The following is an 18,849-nucleotide window of genomic DNA, read 5'->3' as shown; positions in this document are numbered from 1 at the left end:
GACCAACAGGATCCGTAGCAATGCCGCTACCGGACTGGCCCACTGAACAGCCTCGCCCGACATACTGAAGCGAATCGCCTCACGGCGACTCTTCAACAATACGACTCAGCGCATCAGCCCTGCTCCGTCCCGGGAAAACGCGCCTTCCGCCGGATGGATCAAGAGTCTCCCGCGCCATCGGCGCGCGCCAATCCGGTTCAAATCCCGCAACAATCAAATCCGCCCGCCGAGCGAATTCCCGACAGGCCCGGGCAGCCATCGAGAACTGCCGAAAGCCAGCGGTGTTGAGTGACCAACCAGCATGTCGCAGCATCCAAGTCGCGGCTTCGACCCCGTTGGCACGTCCCGTCACCCACTGGCGCCCGCGCCTTCGACAGCCCGGCCCCGCCGCCGGCGCAGACTGGAATTCGCCCAGGGCCGGCCCACGCCATCCCAAGCAGGCGCCCGCGACCGGGCGGCATGACGATCTGTCGACACGACAGGGAGTCTGCCGACCACGACAGAAGCCCGGGGCACGGCCTCCTGACGACCACCTGCCTGCGGCTTCACCGACCTCTGGCGGTGGGTCCTCGACGCGCCGCGACTCTTCGCCCGCGACACACGTTCATCAAGTCGCCCGCCCCAGCTGAGGCCCTGAGGCCCGAACCGCCCCAGCGAACCCCGCCCTGCCCGCACCGAGGCCAGAGCAGGAACCGAAGCGTCGAGCGAAGATCACCGCGGCAGGATCGGCTCCTGCCAACCACAACACCCCCGCCCCGCGAGCCCACCGGACCCCGTGCAGCGGGTCACCAGTGGCGCGGCGACCGGTTCACTGGACGACCGTCAAGATCGACACTAAATCGCCCCTACTCACGGGTAGGAAAAAAGCCCAGGCCGTTGGCCTGGGCTTTTGCTCCCCCGCTTGGACTCGAACCAAGAACCCTCCGGTTAACAGCCGAATGCTCTGCCAGTTGAGCTACAGGGGATCGTGCTCCGCCGGTCCGGATCTCTCCGGGCTGACGGGAAGAACTTTAGCCCATGCCGTTCCGCCCTCGCACAGGGGGGTGGGTTTTCGGCGGCTCCCGCACGGAGGGCGGTTGTGTTGGACAATGGACAGTCGGAAGTCCTGCTGACGAGAGGTGTGTCCGCCGATGAAGAAGTTCCTGCTGGGCGTGGGCCTGGGGTACGTGCTGGGCACCAAGGCCGGCCGGGGACGGTACGAGCAGATCGTGCGCACCTACCGCAAACTGGCCGACCATCCGATGGTCCAGGGCGCCGCCGGGGTGGCGCGGGCCAAGCTCGGCGAGCGGTTCGGGCACCGGAACGGCTGAGAAACCCCAGCTCAGGCCGGTTTCTGCCAGGTGAGCGAGTATCGCCGCAGCACGTGTCTGCGGTACCGCGCTCCTGGCAGCAACCGCTGCGCTGCTGTGCGCACCTCGCGGTAGCTCATCCGCGGCTGCATCGCCGGCATGCCCTCCGGGCCACGCGCGCGGCGAACCGTCTTCACGATCCGCACGACAGGCGCGGCTGCGATCGTCGCCGCCCAGTCCGTCACGCTCGCGTCGCGGGCCAGGCCGACGACCACCACTACCCCGCCCGGGTGCAGCAGGTCGCGCATCCGCGCGAGGGCCGCTTCGAAGTCCAGGTGGTGGATGGTGGCCACCGAGCAGACGAAGTCGTACAGGCCGAGGTCAGCGGAGAGAAAGTCTCCCTCGACGAAGGTGTCGCCGGACAGCGAACGCGCCTGAGCGACCATCTCCGGCGACTTGTCGATCCCGGTGACGTCCGGCACCGCCTCGGCCAGTTTCCGCACCAGAAGGCCGTCTCCGCAGCCGACGTCCAGCGCGGTCGCGCATCCGGCGGGCACGGCACGGAGGATGCCCGGATGGCGGGCGACGTTCGTGTTCCAGTACGGCATCAGCCGGGGATGCTCGCGACGAAGAAGATCCGCCGGAATTCGAACCAGGTCGTGCCGTCCGGGCGCGGCGGGTAGGCCTCGTCCAGCAGCGGGGCCAGGTCGTCTTGGAAGGCGGCCCAGTCCTCGTCGCTCAGGGCCGCGCGGATGGGGCGGAGGGCGGTCCCGGTGATCCATTCCAAGACCGCGCGCGGGCCGGAGAGTCGTTGCACGTAGGTGGTTTCCCAGGCGTCGACCAGGCATCCTGCGTCGGCGAGCAGATTCGCGTAGTCGCGGGGTTCGCCGACCGCGTCTTCGGCACGCAGCGTGACCGAGGACAGCCGTGAAGCCCAGGCCGGAGAGGCCGCCAGCTGCCGGGTGATGGCGTGCGAAGGGGCGGAGAAGTTGCCGGGGACCTGCACCGCCAGCACCGCTCCGGCGGGGAGTTCCGAGACCCAGCGGCGCAGCAGGTCCTCGTGTTCGGGCACCCACTGCAGGACCGCGTTCGAGACGACCACGTCGGTGTCCGGTTTCGGCGTCCACGTCCGGACGTCGCCGACCTCGGCGGCCACCCCGCGCTCCCGGGCCGCGGCGACCATCTCCGGCGAGCTGTCCATCGCCTCCAGGACCGCGTCAGGCCAGCGGCGCGCCAGATCCAGGGTCAGGGTGCCAGGGCCGCAGCCCAGGTCCACCACCCGGCGGGGCGAAGCCGCCGAGATGCGCCCGATCAGGTCGTAGAACGGCCGACCGCGCAGGTCGGAGTAGTCGAGGTACTTCGCCGGGTCCCACATGAGCAGCCTCCCCAGTAAACAGTACAGCCGTACTGATTACGAGCGTACTGCTACTCCGCGCGGTTGGCCAGCTTCTCCGCGACCTCCGCCGCGACCGCCTCGACCAGCGCCGGGTCGGTGCCGGGATCCGGACGGACCTGCAGTTCCACGCCGTCGCGGCCGGGGACCTTGCGCTGGACGAACCACGCGCCGCCCTCGGGGAACTCGTGCCGGTGCCGTCCCCGCACCGAGCCGTCGACGCGCAGGCGCACCTGCTGCGGCACCTTCCCCGGCTGCGGCAGCCGGAACCGCACCGGCTCGCGGTCGGCCAGCACCGCGACCGCGCCGGTCCGCCCGGTCTCCTCGGATTCGGTCAGCGTGAACACGCCGTCGTCCCAGGCCGCCTTGCCGACCAGGTGCCAGCCGACGCGGCGCGCGCCGTCGCCGGACGGGATCCACAGGCCCAGCGACGTCACGACCAGGTGCCCGCCGGACTCGACCGCGGCGGCCGCGACCGGCTCCTCGCCCTCGGCCAGCTCGCCGGGGAACCCCTCGGGCAGTCCCCGGCCGAAGAACCGGCTCAGCAGTCCCACGTCACTCCCACCCGCTCGCCGCCTGCTCGCGCAGCGACTTCCGGTACTGCTCCAGCGCGACCAGGTCGCCGAAGAGGGCCCGGTAGTCGTCCGGGGCCTCGACCGGCGACAGCCGCTGCAGCTTCGACTTGATCTCGCCGATCTGCCGGCCGACGAGGTTCTCCTGCACGCTCGCGAGCACGCCGGAGATGTAGCGCGAGTCCACTTCTCCCAAGGCGCGCAACGGTTCCACCGCCAGTTCGCTGAGCACGCGGCGGACCGTCCCTTCCGGACAGTGCGCCGACGCGGCGTCCAGCAGCGCGGGCCCGGTGAGCCCGGACGCCGCCCCGCCCGCCTTCAGCACGGCCAGGTGCACCGCGACGTACACCGGGTGCGTGAACGCCTCCTCCGGCAGCGAGTCGTACTCCGGACCGGCGATCGCGGGCTGCTGCAGCGCGGCTTTGAGCGCCTCTCGCTGCGCCAGGAACCGCGGGTCGTTCGGCGCGGGACGCGGCAGGTCCTGCTTCTCCGGCTGGGGCGCCGGGGCCTCCTGCCGGGCCGCCGACCGCCGCTGCTGCGGTTCGACCGGGCCGCGCCGCGCCGCCGCTCCGGCCGCGCCGCGCACCCGGTTGACCACCTGCGCGACGTCCTGCCAGCCGACCCACCAGGCGAGCTTCGACGCGTACCCGTCCCGGCTGGCCCGGTCCTTGATCGCGGCGACCATCGGCACGGTCTTCTGCAGCGCGGCGACCTGGCCGTCGACCGAATCCAGGTCGAACTGCTTCAGCATGCTCTTGATCACGAACTCGAACAGCGGCGTGCGCCGGGCCACGAGGTCGCGCACCGCGGCGTCGCCCTTCGCGATGCGCAGCTCGCACGGGTCCATCCCGTCCGGCGCGACCGCGATGTAGGTCTGCCCGGCGAACGTCTGGTCGCCCTCGAACGCCTTGAGCGCCGCCTTCTGGCCCGCCTCGTCGCCGTCGAAGGTGAAGATCACTTCGCCGCGGAAGGCGTCGTCGTCCATCATCAGCCGGCGCAAGACCTTCATGTGGTCCTCGCCGAACGCGGTGCCCGAGGACGCGACCGCCGTCGGCACGCCCGCCGCGTGCATCGCCATCACGTCGGTGTAGCCCTCGACCACCACGACCTGGTGCCGATGCGCGATCTCCCGCTTGGCCAGGTCGAGGCCGAACAGCACCTGCGACTTCTTGTAGATCTGCGTTTCGGAGGTGTTGAGGTATTTCGCCGAGATCCGGTCGTCGTCGAACAGCCGCCGCGCGCCGAAGCCGACCACGTCGTTGCCGAGGTCGCGGATCGGCCACACCAGCCGCCGGTGGAACCGGTCCATCGGGCCGCGCTGGCCCTCCTTCGACAGGCCGGACGCGATCAGCTCCTTCACCTCGAACCCGCGGCCCAGCAGGTGCTTGGTGAGCTTGTCCCAGCCGCCGGGCGCGAACCCGCAGCCGAACTGCTTGGCGGCCGCGGCGTCGAAACCGCGTTCGGTCAGGAAGTCCCGGGCCGGTCGCGCCTCCTCGGTGCCCAGCTGCTCGAGGTAGAACTCGGCCGCCGCCCGGTGCGCCTCGATCAGCCGGGACCGGGTGCCCCGGTCGCGCTGCACCGACGCGCCGCCGCCCTCGTAGGTCAGCCGGATCCCGACCCGGTCGGCGAGCCGCTCGACCGCCTCCACGAACGACACGAGGTCGATCTTCTGAATGAACTTGATGACGTCGCCGCCCTCGCCACAGCCGAAGCAGTGGAAGGTCCCGTGAGTGGGGCGCACGTTGAACGACGGGGTCTTCTCGTTGTGGAACGGGCACAGGCCCTTCAGGCTGCCCCCGCCGGCACGGCGCAGCGCGACGTACTCCCCCACGACCTCGTCGATCCGGTTGCGCTCACGCACCTCCGCGATATCGCTCTCCCGAATCCGTCCTGCCACGGCAACCACAATAGTTCTCCCTCCCGCCGCGCCGTGCGGCACACTCGGGACATGAGCACCACGACCGCGCTGGAGGACCTCGCCGCCGAGTTCGACGCGCACCGGCCGCACCTGATCGCCGCGGCCTACCGGCTCACCGGCACCCGCGCGGACGCCGAAGACGCGACGCAGGAGGCCTGGCTGCGGCTGGCCGGACTGGACGACGCGGGCCGCGCCGGGATCCGCGACCTGCGCGGCTGGCTGACCGCGGTGGTCGGCCGGATCTGCCTCGACCGGCTGCGGTCGGCGGCGGTGCGGCGCGAGAAGTACGTGGGCGAATGGCTGCCCGAACCGATCGTGACGCCCCTCGGCGCGCCAGCGAGCGAGGATCCGCTCGAGGCCGCGGTGCGCGACGACGGCCTGCGCATGGCCGCGATGGTGGTGCTCGACCGGCTCACGCCCGAGCAGCGCGTGGCATTCGTGCTGCACGACGCGTTCGCGGTGCCGTTCGCCGAGATCGCCGACGTCTTGGGCTGCAGCCCGGCCGCCGCGCGCCAGCACGCCTCCCGCGGCCGCCGCGCGGTCGAGGACGCCGATCCGCCCGCCCGGATCGAACTGGCGCAGCAGCAGCCGGTGCTGGAGAAGTTCGTGGTGGCGCTGCTGGCGGGCGACATCCGCGCGGTCACCGAACTGCTGCACCCGGACGTGGTGATGATCGGCGACTCCAACGGCCATTCGCGCACCAGCCGCCGGATGATCGTCGGGCCGGACAAGGTCGCCCGCTTCGTGCTCGGGGTGCTGGCGAAGTACGCGCCGGGCACGATGGAAAACGGGCGGCCGGTGCTCGTCAACGGCGACCTCGGACTGTGGATGCCGCAGCTGCCCGCCGTCGACGGCTACCTCGCCCTCGACGAGCGCGTGCAGACGTTCAGCGTGCGCGACGGCCGCATCGTCGGCGTCTACGACCAGGTCAACCCCGAGAAGCTGACCCGGATCACCCGGCCGGAGCAGTAGTCCGTGAAGGACTCCTTGAGGGAATCTGATTCCCTCAAGGAGTCCTTCACGGACCTTCCCGAGGTCACGGAATCGGGACCCGGCAGGCGTCGCCCGAGGTGAAGCCCTGGTCGACGATGCCGAGCGCGCTGTTCATCCGCGCCCGCGAGTTCTCCAGGCCGATCTGATAGGTCAGCTCGACCACGCCCTTCTCGCCGAATTCGGCGACGAGCTCGGCGATCTGCTCGTCGGTGACCGTCACGGTCGGGCCGGACATCGCGTCCGCCAGCGCCAGCGCCAGCCGCTCCTGCCGGGTGAAGAGCGGCGACGTCTCGTACTCGTCGATGTGCTTGAGCCGGTCGATGTCGAGACCGTCGTGCCGCTGCAGCATGGTGCCGAAGTCGACGCACCACGAGCAGCCGATCCGCGTCGCGACGCGGTACACGGCGAGTTCGCGCACGTTGGCGGGCAGGTGCTTCGACGCCTTCTCCGCCATCATCTCGTGCGCGATGGTGGTCCGCAGCAGCCCGCGGTGGTGCGCCACGACGGCCGTCGGCTCCGGCACCGCGCCGTACCGCTTCCCGGCGATCCGGTAGAAGAGCTTGAGCACCGGGCCGCCGTCACTGGCTCGTTTGACCGGGATACGAGGCATGTCGGGTCCTCCTTCTGAGTGGTTCGACAGGAGGAACGGGACAGCCGCGCGGGATGTGACAGCCTCAGCGATGCCCGGTGATCGGCCGCACGTCCCAGATCCACACGCCGTCCACGTACTGCCCGGGTTTGCGCAGCAAGAGGTCGACGGTGGCGCGGTAGGCGTCGCTGTGCTCGCGCGGGATCAGCACGAGCACGCTGGCGTTCCAGTAGCGCAGGTCCTCGATCGCCTGGTTCCGGTCGGCGTCGGTGACCTCCTGCGCCTGGTGGGAGTCGCGGACGCGGTCGAACAGCGTCGAGGTCGGGCGCTGGTACGAGCCGTAGCGGCCGCGTTTGTCGTTCGGGCCTTGGGGGCCGACGAAGTAGCCCTCCGGCATCGCGTAGCGCAGGCCGGCGTCCATCTGCCAGTGCAGCGGCTCCGACTCCCCCGAGCTCGGGAGCGGCACCGGCACGACGGTGCCGCCGGGCGCGACGTAGGTCTGCCAGGTGCCGTCGGCGAAGAACGCGGGCGTCGGCGGGCGTTTCTGCACGAGCAGCTGGGTCGGCGCGATCGGCAGCAGCACGGCCGCGACCGCACCGAGCCAGATCAGCCGCACCGGCAGCTTCAGCTCGCCCTTCTCCGCGGCGGTGAACACCCGGTCGGTCGCGATCGCCAGCAGCGCGCCGATCGCGGGCACGCACGCCATCGCCAGCCGCGATTCCAGCAGCGATTCGAACAACGGCAGGTCCGCCAGCAGTTTCCACGGACCGGGGATGCCGGTGTTCTCGTGCAGCACGGTGATTTCGGAGCCGAGCGAAAGCCAGGCCATCAGGAACATCGAGATCGCCAGCGACCGGGCCACGACCTCGCGCCGCAGCCACACCGTGATCACGACCATCAGCACGATCAGCGGCCAGCCGAAGAACGCGTTCTCCTCGGTGCGGTTCAGCGACACCGCGGCCGCCGCCTCCGGCTGCCCGGACACCGACTGGGTCGCGAACCGGGTCATCGCGGCGGTGTCGTTGCCGACCTGGCCGTGTTCCAGCCCGGTGTAGCTGTCCGGGCCGAAGAACTGCCACCACAACGGGAAAGCGACGACCACCAGGGTCAGCGCGACCGCGATGCCGCCGCCGAGGAGCACCGGCCGCACCATCGCCTTGACCTCGCGAGGCCGCGAAGCGCAGTACGCGACCGCGAAGATCAGGAAGCCGAGCGCGAAGATCAGCAGCGGCTCTTCGCCGAGGAAAATCTGGTACGCGGTGAGCACGCCGAGCCAGATCCCGTTGCGCACCGGGCGCTTGCCCTGGGCCAGCTGGATCACCTTGAGCGCGATGAACGGCAGCAGGAACCACGCCACGAAGTTCGGATGCGCGTTGGCGTGCGAGATCATCGGCGGCGCGAAACCGGCGAACGCGCCGCCGATCGCCGCGGACACCCGGTGCCGCACGAGGTGCCGCGAGAACACCCAGTACCAGGCCGCCGCGCTGCCGGCGAGGCTGCCGGTGAGCACGATCGCCCAGGTGGCGGTGGGGCCGAAGGCGAGCGTGACCGGGGTCAGCGGGATGCCGACGCCGAGCATGGCCGTGTTGGCCATCATGTTCACGCCGAGCGGGTAGTTCTGGAGACCGCTGGTGAGCGGATTTTCCAGGTGCTGCACCGATTTCGCGGTGACCGCGAAGAACCATTCCCACAGGTTCTGGTCCGACGCGCTGTTCCACAGGTAGCCCTGGCCGAGATCGGCCCACAGGCCGCCGAACAGGAGCACCGAGAACGCCAGGTACGCGCCGATGATCCCGGCGTCGGCCCAGGACCGGCGCATCCGCGGTTCGGGGGCGACGGCGGTCGCGCCGGGTTCGCGAGGCGGTGCTTCGGGTTTCGCGTCGGGGTTCGCGTCGGGGTTTGCTTCGGGCCGGAACACGCTCACGCGGGGCGCACCACCCGCGCGAAGAAGTACACCGCGCCGGTTTCGGCGTGGCGGACGAGCAGCAGGAAGGGCCGGTCGACCCGCACCTCGAGCGGCTCGGCGGAGATGAGCGACATCGTGCGCATCTGGATCGCGGTGGCGGCAGCGCCTTCGAGGCCTTGTTCGTCCAGCCGGAGCACGGCCTGGTGCAGGATGCTGTCCACCCACAGCGGACGGTCCGGCGTGAGACCGGTCAGATCCGCGTCTTGGGTGAACAGCTCGCGCACGCCGAGGCCCTGCAGCGCACGTTCGAGGTCAGCGCGCACGTCGAGCGAGATCTTGGGCAGCGACAGCTGGATTTTGTGCTGCTTCGGCCTTTCCACAAGCGCGCGCAGCGACTGTCCGTCGAGCGCGGCTTCGGCGCTCTCGAGGTCGCCGTCCGGCAGCAGGATCACCGTCTCGACGCCGCCCTCGGCCGCCAGCCGGACGACCTGCCAGCCGTTTTCGTGCGCGTAGCCGACGGATTCGTCCAAGTGCATCGTCGGCACCTGGCGCACGCCTTCGGGGGTGTGGAAATCGGCGTCCGAGGTGGCGCGCTCGGGGAACGGATGCCGCCAGGCGGTTTTCAGGTAGAGCGCGTTGACCAGGCTGGCGCGCGTGTGCGGGTGGATCGCGCCTTCGGGCAGCAGCTCGGGGATCAGCCCGTGAGTGGTCTGGTCCACGTCGGTGTTGATCCGCTCGCGCGCGCCCTCGGGATCGGTCTCGAACGGCGCGGTCTCGGCTTTGCCGCCGGGCCAGCGCACGAGTGCGGCCTGGAAGCTGTCCTCGACCGTGATCCGGTCCGAGGCCCAGAGCGTGTTCGCGACGGCCAGCTGGACGTCGTCGCCCGACTCGGCCGCGGCGTGCAGCAGGCCGCTCTGGTCGCGGCCGAGCACGCCGGCCAGCTCTTCCGCGGTGCGTCCGCGTGCCGCCTGCTCGGCCAGGCCGAGCGCACTCGCCGCCGAGTAGGGCGAGAAGCACGCGTCGCTTCCCGGGGGCGCGGTCGCACCGTGCAGCGCCAGGGTGAAGGTGAGGTGGCTGTCCAGGGCCATGCGGCGACCGTACCGGAACGGGTGGTCGCGCGGCTCACGGTTCGGCAGGCGGCGCCGTTCCGTGCCGTCCGGTGTGCCATCGATGCCATTCGTACGCCTGCGCGTCGGTGAGCGACGCGACCTGGTCCACCACTACCCGTAACCGCGCCGCGTCGTCGGAGGCCGCGTTCCACGCCGGCACCAGCAGCGGGTCCAGTGCCTCGGGCGCGCGCCGGCACAAGGCCGCCACCAGCTCGGTGATCACCTCCCGCTGCCTGTCCTGCATCGCCAGCCGGCGGCGATCGCTCATCACGTACCGCAGCGCCAGCGCCTTGAGCAGCGCCACCTCCGCCCCGACCTGCTCGGGCACCGCCAGCCGCGCCGCGTACCGGGTGAGCGGGCCCTCGCCGTAGCCCGCGCGAGTGCCGGTGACCGCGGCCGAGGCGAACCGGCCGACGAGTTCGCTGGTGAGCCGTTTCAGCGCGACCTGAGCGCGCAGCGAACCGTCCGGCTCCGCGCGCACCAGCTCGGCGACCACCGGCAGGTCGAGCAGCTCTTTCGCCGCACCCTCCAAAGTGGACACCGAGAGCGTGGAGAAATGCCGGGCGGCCGCCTCGGCGACGGCCGCGCGTTCTTCCGGATCGGCCAGCAGCCGCAACCGGATCCGCCCGGCCAGCACCCCGTCCTCGACGTCGTGCACCGAGTACGCCACGTCGTCGGACCAGTCCATGATCTGCGCTTCCAGGCACCGGCGCAGGCTCGGCGCGCCCTCGCGGATCCAGCTGAACACGGGGGTGTCGTCCGCGTAGACGCCGTATTTCGGCTCCCCGGACCGGCGCGGCCACGGATACTTCGTGGTGGCGTCGAGACAGGCCCGGGTGAGGTTGAGCCCGGCCGTCGTGCCGTCGGGCCCGACCGCCTTGGGCTCCAGCCGGGTGAGGATGCGCAGCGTCTGCGCGTTGCCCTCGAAGCCGCCGCACGCCTGGGCCGCCTGGTCGAGCGCGTGTTCGCCGTTGTGGCCGAACGGCGGATGCCCGATGTCGTGCGCGAGCCCCGCAGTGTCGACCAGGTCCGGGTCCGCGCCGAGCTCCTCGGCGATGCCGCGGCCGATCTGCGCGACCTCCAGCGAATGCGTGAGCCGGGTCCGCGGCGCGCCGCTGACCTCCGCCCCCTCGCCCGGCCCGACCACCTGAGTTTTGCCCGCCAGCCGGCGCAGCGCGGCGGAATGCAGCACCCGCGCGCGGTCGCGGGCGAACGCGCTGCGCCCGTCCGGCCGCGCACCGGCCAGCGCCGCGCCCTTGGGTTCCTCGGCCAGCACGCGGGCGCGGTCGTGCTCGCGGTAGCCGTCGCTCACCCCGCCAGCTTAGGCGCGGGGACCGACAATTCAGCCCATCGTCGTGCCGAACAGGTCGTCCGCGGGCGACTTGGTCAGCTCGTAGAACAGCAGCGCGCCGGTTTCGCGGAAGATGTAGCGGACCTGCGTCGACCGTTCCTGCACGATCGGCCCGCTGTGCGTCGGCGCGGTCCACGCCTCCAGCCCGAGGTCCTCGGACATCGTCCGCGACCGGTAGGAATGCCACGGGTCGCTGACCAGCACCACCGAACGCCAGCCGCGCGCCTTCACCTGATCGGCGACCGCGCGGAGGCTGCGCAGGGTGTCATTGCCCTCGCCGACCGGCAACGTCGCGGATTCCGGCACGCCGTGTTTGGCCAGCCATCGGGCCCCCGCCGTCGCCTCGGTGAAGTTGTCGCGAGTTTTCTTGCCGCCAGCGGTGATGACGGTCTTCGAAACGCCTGCCGCGTAGAGTTGCCGGGCCTTCTCCAGCCGCGCGGTGAAGATCTCCGAGGGCTTGCCGTTGTATTGCGCGGCGCCCAGCACGACGATCGCATCCGCCGGTGTCCGGTCGTTCTCGCGCGCGACCTGCCACACACGGAACGCGGTGCCCCCGATGACCGCGACAAGGGCCAGCACCGCACCGAAAACGATGCGGCGCACCCAGTTTCCCGCCGTAGGACCTGTCCGCGCATCCATGACGGCCATCCTCGCAGAGCCGACCTCCGGTGGCGGGAAGGCACCCCGGTGCCGCCCTGGGCGGGTGGCCCTTCCATTGAGGTTTTTGATCAGCCCACCGCGCGCCGCACCTCCGTTTGAAGGCAGGGGCCAAGGCGCACGCCCACAACGGCGGTCCTATGGTTTGCCGAGGTGAGTGCGGCGAGGTCTGCTGCGTGGCATTCGGTGCGACGGACACACCCCAAGGCCGCCACGTCGAGGTTTCTCAGTGGTGGGTGCGGCGTCGGCGGCACGGGGTTCTTGTCTCTGCCGATCGGCCCGGCGCGCGATGTGGAGGTCCGTGAGCGGAGCCACGCGGCCCGTGACCTCTCAGCCGGTGCTCCGCACCGACCCGGCGAACAACACGACAGCGAACTCGCCGCACACCCGCGCCGCGAGACTTCAGTGAGCCGCTTGGCGCGGAGCCGAAGCTAGAGCCAACCGCGTTCCTCCGACAGCCGCACCGCCTCCGCGCGCGTGCGCGCACCAGTCTTCCCGATCGCCGACGACAAGTGATTGCGCACAGTTCCGTCGGACAGGAAGAGAGATTTCGCGATGTCCGCGACCGTGCTGCCGTCCTTGGCCGCGCTGAGCACGTCGCGTTCCCGGGCGGTCAGCGGGCTGGTTCCGGTGGCGAGCGACTCCGCGGCCAGCGCCGGATCGACCACTCGCAGTCCACTGTGGACTCGGCGCACCGCCTCGACGAGCTGTTCCGGCGGCGCGTCCTTCACCACGAACCCGGCCGCGCCCGCGGCCATGGCCCGGGCCAGGTAGCCGGGGCGGCCGAACGTCGTGCAGATGATCACCCGGCACGCCGGGAGCGCGGTTTTCAGCTCGGCCGCCGCGGTGAGGCCGTCCATGCCGGGCATCTGCACGTCGAGCAGCGCGACGTCCGGTGCCGTTTCCTTCGCCGCGGCCACGACCTCGTCGCCGGTGCCGACCTGGGCCACCACTTCGATGTCGCCCTCCAGGCCGAGCACGGTGGCCAGCGCGCCGCGCACCATCGCCTGGTCGTCGGCCAGGAGTACCCGGATCATGTCAGTCCTCCGGCGGGTTCGGCCCGCACCGTGACGGCGGATCCGTCCGGGCTCGGCTGCCGGACTTCGGCCCGGACGACCCATCCTCCCCCGGGCCGCGTCCGCGTCGTCAGCGTGCCCCCGATCGCGGCCAGCCGTTCGGACAGTCCGCGCAACCCGTTGCCCGGCGCGACGTCCCCCACCGCACAGCCGTTGTCCTCGACCTCCAGCCAGTCGCGGCCCAGCCGCACCTTCACCGACTTCGCACCGGAGTGCCGCAGCACGTTGGTAATCGCCTCGCGCAGCACATAGCCGAATGTGCTCTGCAATTCCGGCCGGACGTTGTCCACCGCGTGCGGCAGTTCGGCGTCGATCTCCGCCGCGCGCAACGCCGCCCGCACCCCAGCGATCTCCGCGGGCAGCGAAACCTCGCGATATTCCGACACCGTCGCCCGCACGTCCGACAACGCCGAACGCGAAAGCCCTTCGACCTCTCGGATCTCCTGCACCGCGCGGTCGATGTCGCCGGAGCTTTCCAGCACCCTCCGCGCCACACCGGACTTGACCGTGATCGTGGTGAGGCTGTGCCCGAGCAGATCGTGCAGATCCCGGGCGACCCGCTCGCGTTCGTTGGCGACCGCGAGCGTCCCGATCTCCTGGTTCGCCAGCTCCAGCCTGCGGATCACCCGGATCAGATTGGACATGAAGAACATCGCCGACGTGACCGAGACGACCGTGATGACGTCGCTGAAGTGCTCCGACAGCGCCCCGCGCAGGTACAGGACCAGCACCAGCAGACCCAGCGCCGACCCGTTGAAGATCACCGCCCAGGCAGCCGGGAACAGGAAGGCCAGCGTCGCGGTGGCGTAGAGCAGGATGTACGGGCTCGCGTCCGCGACCAGCGCGCACAGCAGGCCCAGCACCAGCATGACCCCGCCGAACCAGAGCTTCACCCGCCGGGACTTGCCGAAGACCGCCGGGAACACGACGTAGCAGAGCGCGTAAACGTCGATCAGCGCGAAGAGCAGGATCCGCATCCACAGCGGCCCCGGGTCCTGGATCAGGCCCCGGGTCGCGGGGATGAGGTACGGCAGCAGGAAGCCGACCGCGAAGATCGGCCACCCGATCTTGTGCGGTCCCCGTCCCTGGCGCACCGGCGGGTCGTCCCACCAGGACGCCCGGTCGGTGAGCCCGAACCGCAGCGTCGCGGGCTTGCTGGTCGCGAAGCGCAGCGCCGTGGGCTTGCCGGTCGTCGCCTCCCGCCCGAGTGGCCACACGTCGTTCTCCCCTCCCCGGCCCGGTCAGACCCGAGCGCTGTCCTTACGGTATCGCCTGACCACGACAATCCCGAGCGCCAGCGTCCACGCCCCGAGCACGCCGATCGCGGTCGGCAAGCTCACCAGCAGCTGGTTCGTCACCACGGGCCGGACCAGCCCGAGTACCCAGTAGGTCGGCATGATCTGCGCGACGTCGTGCATCCAGGACGGCATGCCCTCCAGGGGGATCCAGAGCCCGCCGAGGAAACCCATGCCGAGGGTGACGATCATGCTGATCGGCTGCATCGACTCCGGAGTGCCGAACTGGCCCAGCAGCAGTCCGAGCAGCACCAGCGGAATGGTGCCCAGGAAAATGCCGAGGAAGACCCGCGTCCAGCCCGCCGGGTCGAGGTGCACGCCCTGGGAGAAGGCCGCGATGACCGGCACCAGGATCAGCGCGGGCAGCCCGGCGAGCATCCCGGACAGCGCTTTGCCGCCGAGGTATCCCGCGCCGGACAGCGGGGTCAGCCGCAGCTGCCGCTGCCAGCCGCCGGCCCGTTCGATCGCGAGCCGGGCGCCGTTCGTGGTGGCCGCGGCGAAGGCGCCGAACGTCATCATGTTGACCATGATCACGCCCGCGATCGCGACGTGGTCCGCCGCCGACTGGTCGGTGAACACCGTGGCCTGCAACAGGAACATCAGGACCGGGAAGGCCACGACGAAGATCAGGAACCGCGGCGAGCGGAACAGCCTGCGGGTTTCGACAACCAGGTAGGCGGGGTTCATCGGACTGCTTCTTCCGTTTCGTCGGAGGTCAGGGAAAGGAACGCGCCCTCGAGGCCGACCGCGCCGATCTCGATGTCGCGCACAGCCGGGACAGCGGCGAGGAGCGCGCGCAAAGTGGTGTCGGAGTCCGAACTGGACAGTGCGACGCGTTCGCCGCGCAGTTCGAAGGAGGTGACCGCGGGCAGCGTCGAGACCAGCTGGTCGCTGACCCCGGCGGGCAGCACCGCGCGGATCGTGCGGCCGCCGGCGAGGGCGCGGACCTGCGCGACGGACCCGTCGGCGACGACCTCCCCGGCCCGCATCAGCACGACCCGGTCGGCGAATTCCTCGGCTTCCTCGAGGTAATGCGTCGCGAACAGCACGGTGCGGCCGGTGTCGGTGAACGAGTACATCGACTTCCAGAATTCGCGCCGGCTGCCGACGTCCATCGCCGCGGTCGGCTCGTCGAGCACCAGCAGATCAGGGTCCGACACCAGAGCGACCGCGAAGCGCACGCGCTGCTTCTGCCCGCCGGAAAGCTTGTTGGCGCGCCGGTCGGCGATGTCCTCGACGCCCGCGGCGCGCAGCGCGTCCCGCACCGGCATCGGACGGCGGTGCAGTTTCGCGACGAGACCGACGGTTTCGCGCACGGTCAGGTCGTCCAGCAGCGTGCCGCCCTGCAGCATCGCGCCGATCATCCCGGCGCGGACGGCGTCGGCGGGTGCCTGGCCGAACACCGAAACGGTGCCCTCGTCGGGGGTGGTGAGCCCCAGAATCATGTCGACGGTGGTCGATTTGCCCGCCCCGTTGGGCCCGAGCAGCGCCACCACTTCCCCCGGCGCGATGGTCAGGTCGACGTGGCTGACCGCGCGCACGTCGCCGTAGCGCTTGGCGATCCCGCCCAGCCGGATCGCCGCCCCCGCCGCGATTTCCTGTGTGTTGTCCATGGCTTGAAGCGTGCCGCGCCGGGGCGGGCGGCACGCAGGCCGAGCGTCACGACCCGACCGTGACAGGTGTCAGGGGTGACCGGGGCGAAACGCCGGACGGCCCTTCCCGCGAGTGCGGGAAGGGCCGTCCGGAACGGGGTTTCGCGGCGGTCAGCAGCCGAGCAGGCGACCGGCCAGGTACGACTCGACCTGGTCGATCGAGATGCGCTCCTGGCTCATGCTGTCGCGCTCGCGGACCGTCACGGCGTTGTCCTCGAGCGTGTCGAAGTCGACCGTGACGCAGTACGGCGTGCCGATCTCGTCCTGGCGGCGGTAGCGGCGGCCGATCGCCTGGGCGTCGTCGAAGTCGACGTTCCAGTGCTTGCGCAGCCGCGCGGCCAGGTCGCGCGCCTTCGGCGACAGGTCGGCGTTGCGCGACAGCGGCAGCACCGCGGCCTTGAACGGCGCGAGCCGCGGGTCGAGGTGCAGCACGGTGCGCTTGTCGGTGCCGCCCTTGGCGTTCGGCACCTCTTCCTCGTCGTACGCGTCGACCAGGAACGCCATCATCGAACGGCCGACGCCCGCGGCCGGTTCGATCACGAACGGCCGGTAGCGCTGGCCCGAGGCCTGGTCGAAGAACGACAGGTCCACGCCCGAGTGGTTCGAGTGCGTGGTCAGGTCGAAGTCGGTGCGGTTGGCGATGCCTTCCAGCTCGCCCCACTCCTGGCCGGCGTTGAACGCGAACCGGTACTCGATGTCGACGGTGCGCTTCGCGTAGTGCGAGAGCTTTCCCTTCGGGTGCTCGTAGTGGCGCAGGTTCTCGGCCTTGATGCCGAGGTCCTTGTACCACTCGGTGCGCGTGTCGATCCAGTACTGGTGCCAGTGCTCGTCCTCGCCCGGCTCGACGAAGAACTCCATCTCCATCTGCTCGAACTCGCGCGTGCGGAAGATGAAGTTGCCCGGCGTGATCTCGTTGCGGAAGGACTTGCCGATCTGGCCGATGCCGAACGGCGGCTTCTTGCGCGAGGCGGTCTGCACGTTGAGGAAGTTGACGAAGATGCCCTGCGCGGTCTCCGGGCGGAGGTAGTGCAGGCCTTCCTCGGACTCGACCGGGCCGAGGTGCGTCTTCAGCATCATGTTGAAGTCGCGCGGCTCGGTGTACTTGCCGCGGGTGCCGCAGTTCGGGCACGGCACCTCGGACAGGTCGTCCTCGGTGGTGGCCTTGCCGGTGCGCGCCTCGAAGTCCTCGGCGAGCTGGTCGGCACGGAACCGCTTGTGGCACGAAAGGCACTCGATCAGCGGGTCGGTGAACACGTTCACGTGCCCCGAGGCGACCCACACCTGGCGCGGGAGGATGACCGAGGAGTCGATGCCGACCACGTCCTCGCGGCCCTGCACGACGGTCTTCCACCACTGGCGCTTGATGTTGTCCTTCAGCTCCACGCCGAGCGGCCCGTAGTCCCACGCCGACCTGGTGCCGCCGTAGATCTCTCCCGACGGGAAGACGAAGCCACGGCGCTTGCACAGACTGACGACGGTTTCGATGGTATTGGCGGGCACTCCACGCTCCGGACGCATGCGGGGACGGTTATCGGACTTGAAGGTCCAGCGTATCCGGCCGGTCCCCGGGGCCTCCGCGCAGGTCGGAGGTCACGAACGGGTGACCGGCGAGGCCGTGACGACCCGGTTGTCGTCGTAGCCCTCCTGGCCGCCCACGTAGTCGCCGCCGCACGTGACGAGCACCAGCCGGTGCGGGCCCTCGGGGTCGAACAGCTTCGCCGATTCGGCGGCCAGGTCTGATTTGTGGATCGTGCGCACCTCGTCGATCTTGTACTGCCACTGCTTGCCCGCGGTGTCGGCGACGCTGACGACCTGGCCGGGTTTCATCCGCCACAGTTCCTGGAACGGCCCGGACTCGCCCGCCCAGTTGACGTGCCCGGAGAGCAGCGTGACGCCCTGCGCGGCCCCGACGCCGGACCCCCACCAGGCCGCTTCGCCGAGGCTCTTCGGGATCGGCAGCGCGCCGTCCGCGCCGACCTCCTCGGGAATCAGCTTCGCCTGCCCACCGCCGGGCAGCTTGACGGTGCCAGGGGTCTGCCCGGGGTCCGGCGGGGTGTTCCCGGCCTGGCTGCTCCCTGCCGGACCGGTGCCGACCTGCGCGGTGCCGGCCTGCTGCCGCGGCTGCGCCGAGTCGGCGGTGTCCTTGCCGGTGAAGAAGATCAGCACGGCGGCGATGGCTGCCACTAGTACGACGGCAGCCACGACGATCACTGCGCCGCGTTTGCGTGCTGGTTGTGCTTGCGTGCCCTGCATCGTGCTCCCCATGGTCCGGAGGTTTCTCCGGGGAGACATGCGATGGGGAGGTGATGGGGTTGCAGGGTTTTTCAGGGACGGCGGGTGGGTCGGCGGCCTTGATCTCCGCGACCTTGGTCTCCGCAGGTGTTTCGGATGAGCGGACCCATCACGCGGCACGGCTGGTGCGAGGTTGCCAGCCGTGCCGACCTGGACGGCTAGGTCCGGCCGGATCAGTCCGAGCAGTTCACTCCGGACGGGTCACTCCAGCGAGATCAGTCCGGCCAGGCCACTCCAGCCAGATCAGTCCGGCCAGGCCACTCCAGCCAGATCAGTCCGGCCAGGCCACTCCAGCCAGATCAGTCCGGCCAGGCCACTCCAGCCGGGCCACTCCAGCCCGGCCAGTCCAGAGAGATCAGTCCAGCCGGGCCACTCCAGCGCTGTCAATCCGGCCCGGCTACTCCAGCTCGGTCAATCCGGCCGGGTCAATCCCGCCAGGCAAGTCCGGCCGGGCCAGTCCGGCCACGCCACTCCGGATGGGCCAATCTGGCCGAATCAGTCCGGCCAGATCAGTCCAGCCCGGTCAATCACGCCAGGCCACTCCCGCCGGGTCAATCCAGGCCGTTCAATCACGCCAGGCCACTCCGGCCGGGCTAGCCCAGCCCGGTCAATCCAGCCAGGTCAATTCCGCCCGGCCGCGCCGGGCAGGCCACTCCGCCCGGGCCAATCCGGCCAAGTCAGTCCGGCCAGATCAGTCCAGCCCGGTCAATCACGCCAGGCCACTCCCGCCGGGTCAATCCAGCCGGGTCAATTCCGC

Annotated in this window: 17 protein-coding genes and 1 tRNA gene; 2 read left to right on the top strand and 16 right to left on the bottom strand. The window is 70.5% G+C overall.

The window, feature by feature from the left end; genetic code table 11:
• Positions 1-892 precede the first annotated feature (892 nt).
• Positions 893-965 (bottom strand) — tRNA-Asn (locus ATK30_RS03780).
• A 165-nt stretch (positions 966-1,130) separates the two neighbouring features.
• On the opposite strand from ATK30_RS03780, the gene ATK30_RS03775 reads away from it, so the two are divergent.
• Positions 1,131-1,310 (top strand): hypothetical protein, encoded by a 180-nt coding sequence (locus ATK30_RS03775; RefSeq protein ID WP_101434332.1) that lies wholly within the window; start codon positions 1,131-1,133, stop codon positions 1,308-1,310.
• Between the two features lie 11 nt (positions 1,311-1,321).
• Here the strand turns inward: ATK30_RS03775 and ATK30_RS03770 are convergent, their stop codons facing one another.
• The 4 genes from ATK30_RS03770 to dnaG are packed head-to-tail and all read right to left on the bottom strand — an operon-like array spanning position 1,322 to position 5,151.
• Positions 1,322-1,897, bottom strand: coding sequence for a class I SAM-dependent methyltransferase (locus ATK30_RS03770; protein WP_101434331.1), 576 nt, complete (start codon positions 1,895-1,897; stop codon positions 1,322-1,324).
• Positions 1,897-2,664, bottom strand: a complete 768-nt coding sequence (locus ATK30_RS03765) for a trans-aconitate 2-methyltransferase (RefSeq protein WP_101434330.1) — start codon at positions 2,662-2,664, stop codon at positions 1,897-1,899. The genes ATK30_RS03770 and ATK30_RS03765 overlap by 1 nt, the downstream gene beginning before the upstream one ends.
• A gap of 50 nt (positions 2,665-2,714) precedes the next feature.
• Positions 2,715-3,236, bottom strand: a complete 522-nt coding sequence (locus ATK30_RS03760) for a hypothetical protein (RefSeq protein WP_101434329.1) — start codon at positions 3,234-3,236, stop codon at positions 2,715-2,717.
• 1 nt (position 3,237) lies between these two features.
• The gene (gene dnaG / locus ATK30_RS03755) at positions 3,238-5,151 is read right to left on the bottom strand and encodes a DNA primase (protein WP_376772147.1); all 1,914 of its coding nucleotides are present in this window, start codon (positions 5,149-5,151) and stop codon (positions 3,238-3,240) included.
• A gap of 51 nt (positions 5,152-5,202) precedes the next feature.
• Here dnaG and ATK30_RS03750 point away from each other — a divergent pair, with 51 nt between their 5' ends.
• A complete protein-coding gene (locus tag ATK30_RS03750; RefSeq protein ID WP_101434327.1) occupies positions 5,203-6,144 on the top strand; it encodes a sigma-70 family RNA polymerase sigma factor in 942 nt (313 codons plus the stop codon).
• A gap of 64 nt (positions 6,145-6,208) precedes the next feature.
• Here ATK30_RS03750 and ATK30_RS03745 read toward each other — a convergent pair whose 3' ends face one another.
• From ATK30_RS03745 to ATK30_RS03695, 11 genes are all read right to left on the bottom strand, one after another.
• A complete protein-coding gene (locus tag ATK30_RS03745) occupies positions 6,209-6,775 on the bottom strand; it encodes a carboxymuconolactone decarboxylase family protein (RefSeq protein WP_101434326.1) in 567 nt (188 codons plus the stop codon).
• A gap of 64 nt (positions 6,776-6,839) precedes the next feature.
• Positions 6,840-8,573, bottom strand: a complete 1,734-nt coding sequence (locus tag ATK30_RS03740) for a glycosyl transferase (RefSeq protein ID WP_341867337.1) — start codon at positions 8,571-8,573, stop codon at positions 6,840-6,842.
• Between the two features lie 101 nt (positions 8,574-8,674).
• A complete protein-coding gene (locus tag ATK30_RS03735) occupies positions 8,675-9,748 on the bottom strand; it encodes a serpin family protein (protein WP_101434324.1) in 1,074 nt (357 codons plus the stop codon).
• Positions 9,749-9,782: 34 nt separating this feature from the next.
• Positions 9,783-11,081, bottom strand: a complete 1,299-nt coding sequence (locus tag ATK30_RS03730; RefSeq protein ID WP_101434323.1) for a deoxyguanosinetriphosphate triphosphohydrolase — start codon at positions 11,079-11,081, stop codon at positions 9,783-9,785.
• Positions 11,082-11,111: 30 nt separating this feature from the next.
• Positions 11,112-11,759 (bottom strand): YdcF family protein, encoded by a 648-nt coding sequence (locus ATK30_RS03725; protein ID WP_101434322.1) that lies wholly within the window; start codon positions 11,757-11,759, stop codon positions 11,112-11,114.
• Positions 11,760-12,208: 449 nt separating this feature from the next.
• A complete protein-coding gene (locus ATK30_RS03720; protein WP_101434321.1) occupies positions 12,209-12,814 on the bottom strand; it encodes a response regulator transcription factor in 606 nt (201 codons plus the stop codon).
• Positions 12,811-14,025 (bottom strand): sensor histidine kinase, encoded by a 1,215-nt coding sequence (locus ATK30_RS03715; RefSeq protein ID WP_208637269.1) that lies wholly within the window; start codon positions 14,023-14,025, stop codon positions 12,811-12,813. The genes ATK30_RS03720 and ATK30_RS03715 overlap by 4 nt, the downstream gene beginning before the upstream one ends.
• A gap of 69 nt (positions 14,026-14,094) precedes the next feature.
• Positions 14,095-14,835 carry an ABC transporter permease gene (locus ATK30_RS03710; RefSeq protein WP_101434319.1) on the bottom strand — a complete coding sequence of 247 codons (741 nt, stop codon included), beginning with the start codon at positions 14,833-14,835 and terminating at the stop codon, positions 14,095-14,097.
• Complete coding sequence (locus ATK30_RS03705; protein WP_167441810.1) at positions 14,832-15,761, bottom strand: ABC transporter ATP-binding protein; 930 nt, start codon at positions 15,759-15,761, stop codon at positions 14,832-14,834. Before ATK30_RS03705 ends, ATK30_RS03710 begins: the two co-directional genes overlap by 4 nt.
• A 150-nt stretch (positions 15,762-15,911) precedes the next feature.
• On the bottom strand, positions 15,912-17,300 hold the full coding sequence (locus ATK30_RS03700) for a glycine--tRNA ligase (protein WP_101434318.1): 1,389 nt from the start codon (positions 17,298-17,300) through the stop codon (positions 15,912-15,914).
• A 90-nt stretch (positions 17,301-17,390) separates the two neighbouring features.
• Positions 17,391-18,065, bottom strand: coding sequence for a class F sortase (locus ATK30_RS03695; protein WP_416332589.1), 675 nt, complete (start codon positions 18,063-18,065; stop codon positions 17,391-17,393).
• Positions 18,066-18,849 lie beyond the last annotated feature (784 nt).

This window comes from Amycolatopsis echigonensis (assembly GCF_002846615.1).
Classification (GTDB): Bacteria; Actinomycetota; Actinomycetes; order Mycobacteriales; family Pseudonocardiaceae; genus Amycolatopsis; species Amycolatopsis echigonensis.
Note: the sequence above shows the minus strand (reverse complement) of the source record. Positions and strands in the feature narration are given on the sequence as shown.

Excerpts from the sequence above, each read along its gene's own strand:
- ATK30_RS03775 (WP_101434332.1), top strand. The coding sequence starts at position 1,131 with ATGAAGAAGTTCCTGCTGGGCGTGGGCCTGGGGTACGTGCTGGGCACC.
- ATK30_RS03770 (WP_101434331.1), bottom strand. The coding sequence starts at position 1,897 with ATGCCGTACTGGAACACGAACGTCGCCCGCCATCCGGGCATCCTCCGT.
- ATK30_RS03765 (WP_101434330.1), bottom strand. The coding sequence starts at position 2,664 with ATGTGGGACCCGGCGAAGTACCTCGACTACTCCGACCTGCGCGGTCGG.
- ATK30_RS03750 (WP_101434327.1), top strand. The coding sequence starts at position 5,203 with ATGAGCACCACGACCGCGCTGGAGGACCTCGCCGCCGAGTTCGACGCG.
- ATK30_RS03745 (WP_101434326.1), bottom strand. The coding sequence starts at position 6,775 with ATGCCTCGTATCCCGGTCAAACGAGCCAGTGACGGCGGCCCGGTGCTC.
- ATK30_RS03740 (WP_341867337.1), bottom strand. The coding sequence starts at position 8,573 with ATGCGCCGGTCCTGGGCCGACGCCGGGATCATCGGCGCGTACCTGGCG.
- ATK30_RS03735 (WP_101434324.1), bottom strand. The coding sequence starts at position 9,748 with ATGGCCCTGGACAGCCACCTCACCTTCACCCTGGCGCTGCACGGTGCG.
- ATK30_RS03725 (WP_101434322.1), bottom strand. The coding sequence starts at position 11,759 with ATGGATGCGCGGACAGGTCCTACGGCGGGAAACTGGGTGCGCCGCATC.
- ATK30_RS03720 (WP_101434321.1), bottom strand. The coding sequence starts at position 12,814 with ATGATCCGGGTACTCCTGGCCGACGACCAGGCGATGGTGCGCGGCGCG.
- ATK30_RS03710 (WP_101434319.1), bottom strand. The coding sequence starts at position 14,835 with ATGAACCCCGCCTACCTGGTTGTCGAAACCCGCAGGCTGTTCCGCTCG.
- ATK30_RS03705 (WP_167441810.1), bottom strand. The coding sequence starts at position 15,761 with ATGGACAACACACAGGAAATCGCGGCGGGGGCGGCGATCCGGCTGGGC.
- ATK30_RS03695 (WP_416332589.1), bottom strand. The coding sequence starts at position 18,065 with ATGGGGAGCACGATGCAGGGCACGCAAGCACAACCAGCACGCAAACGC.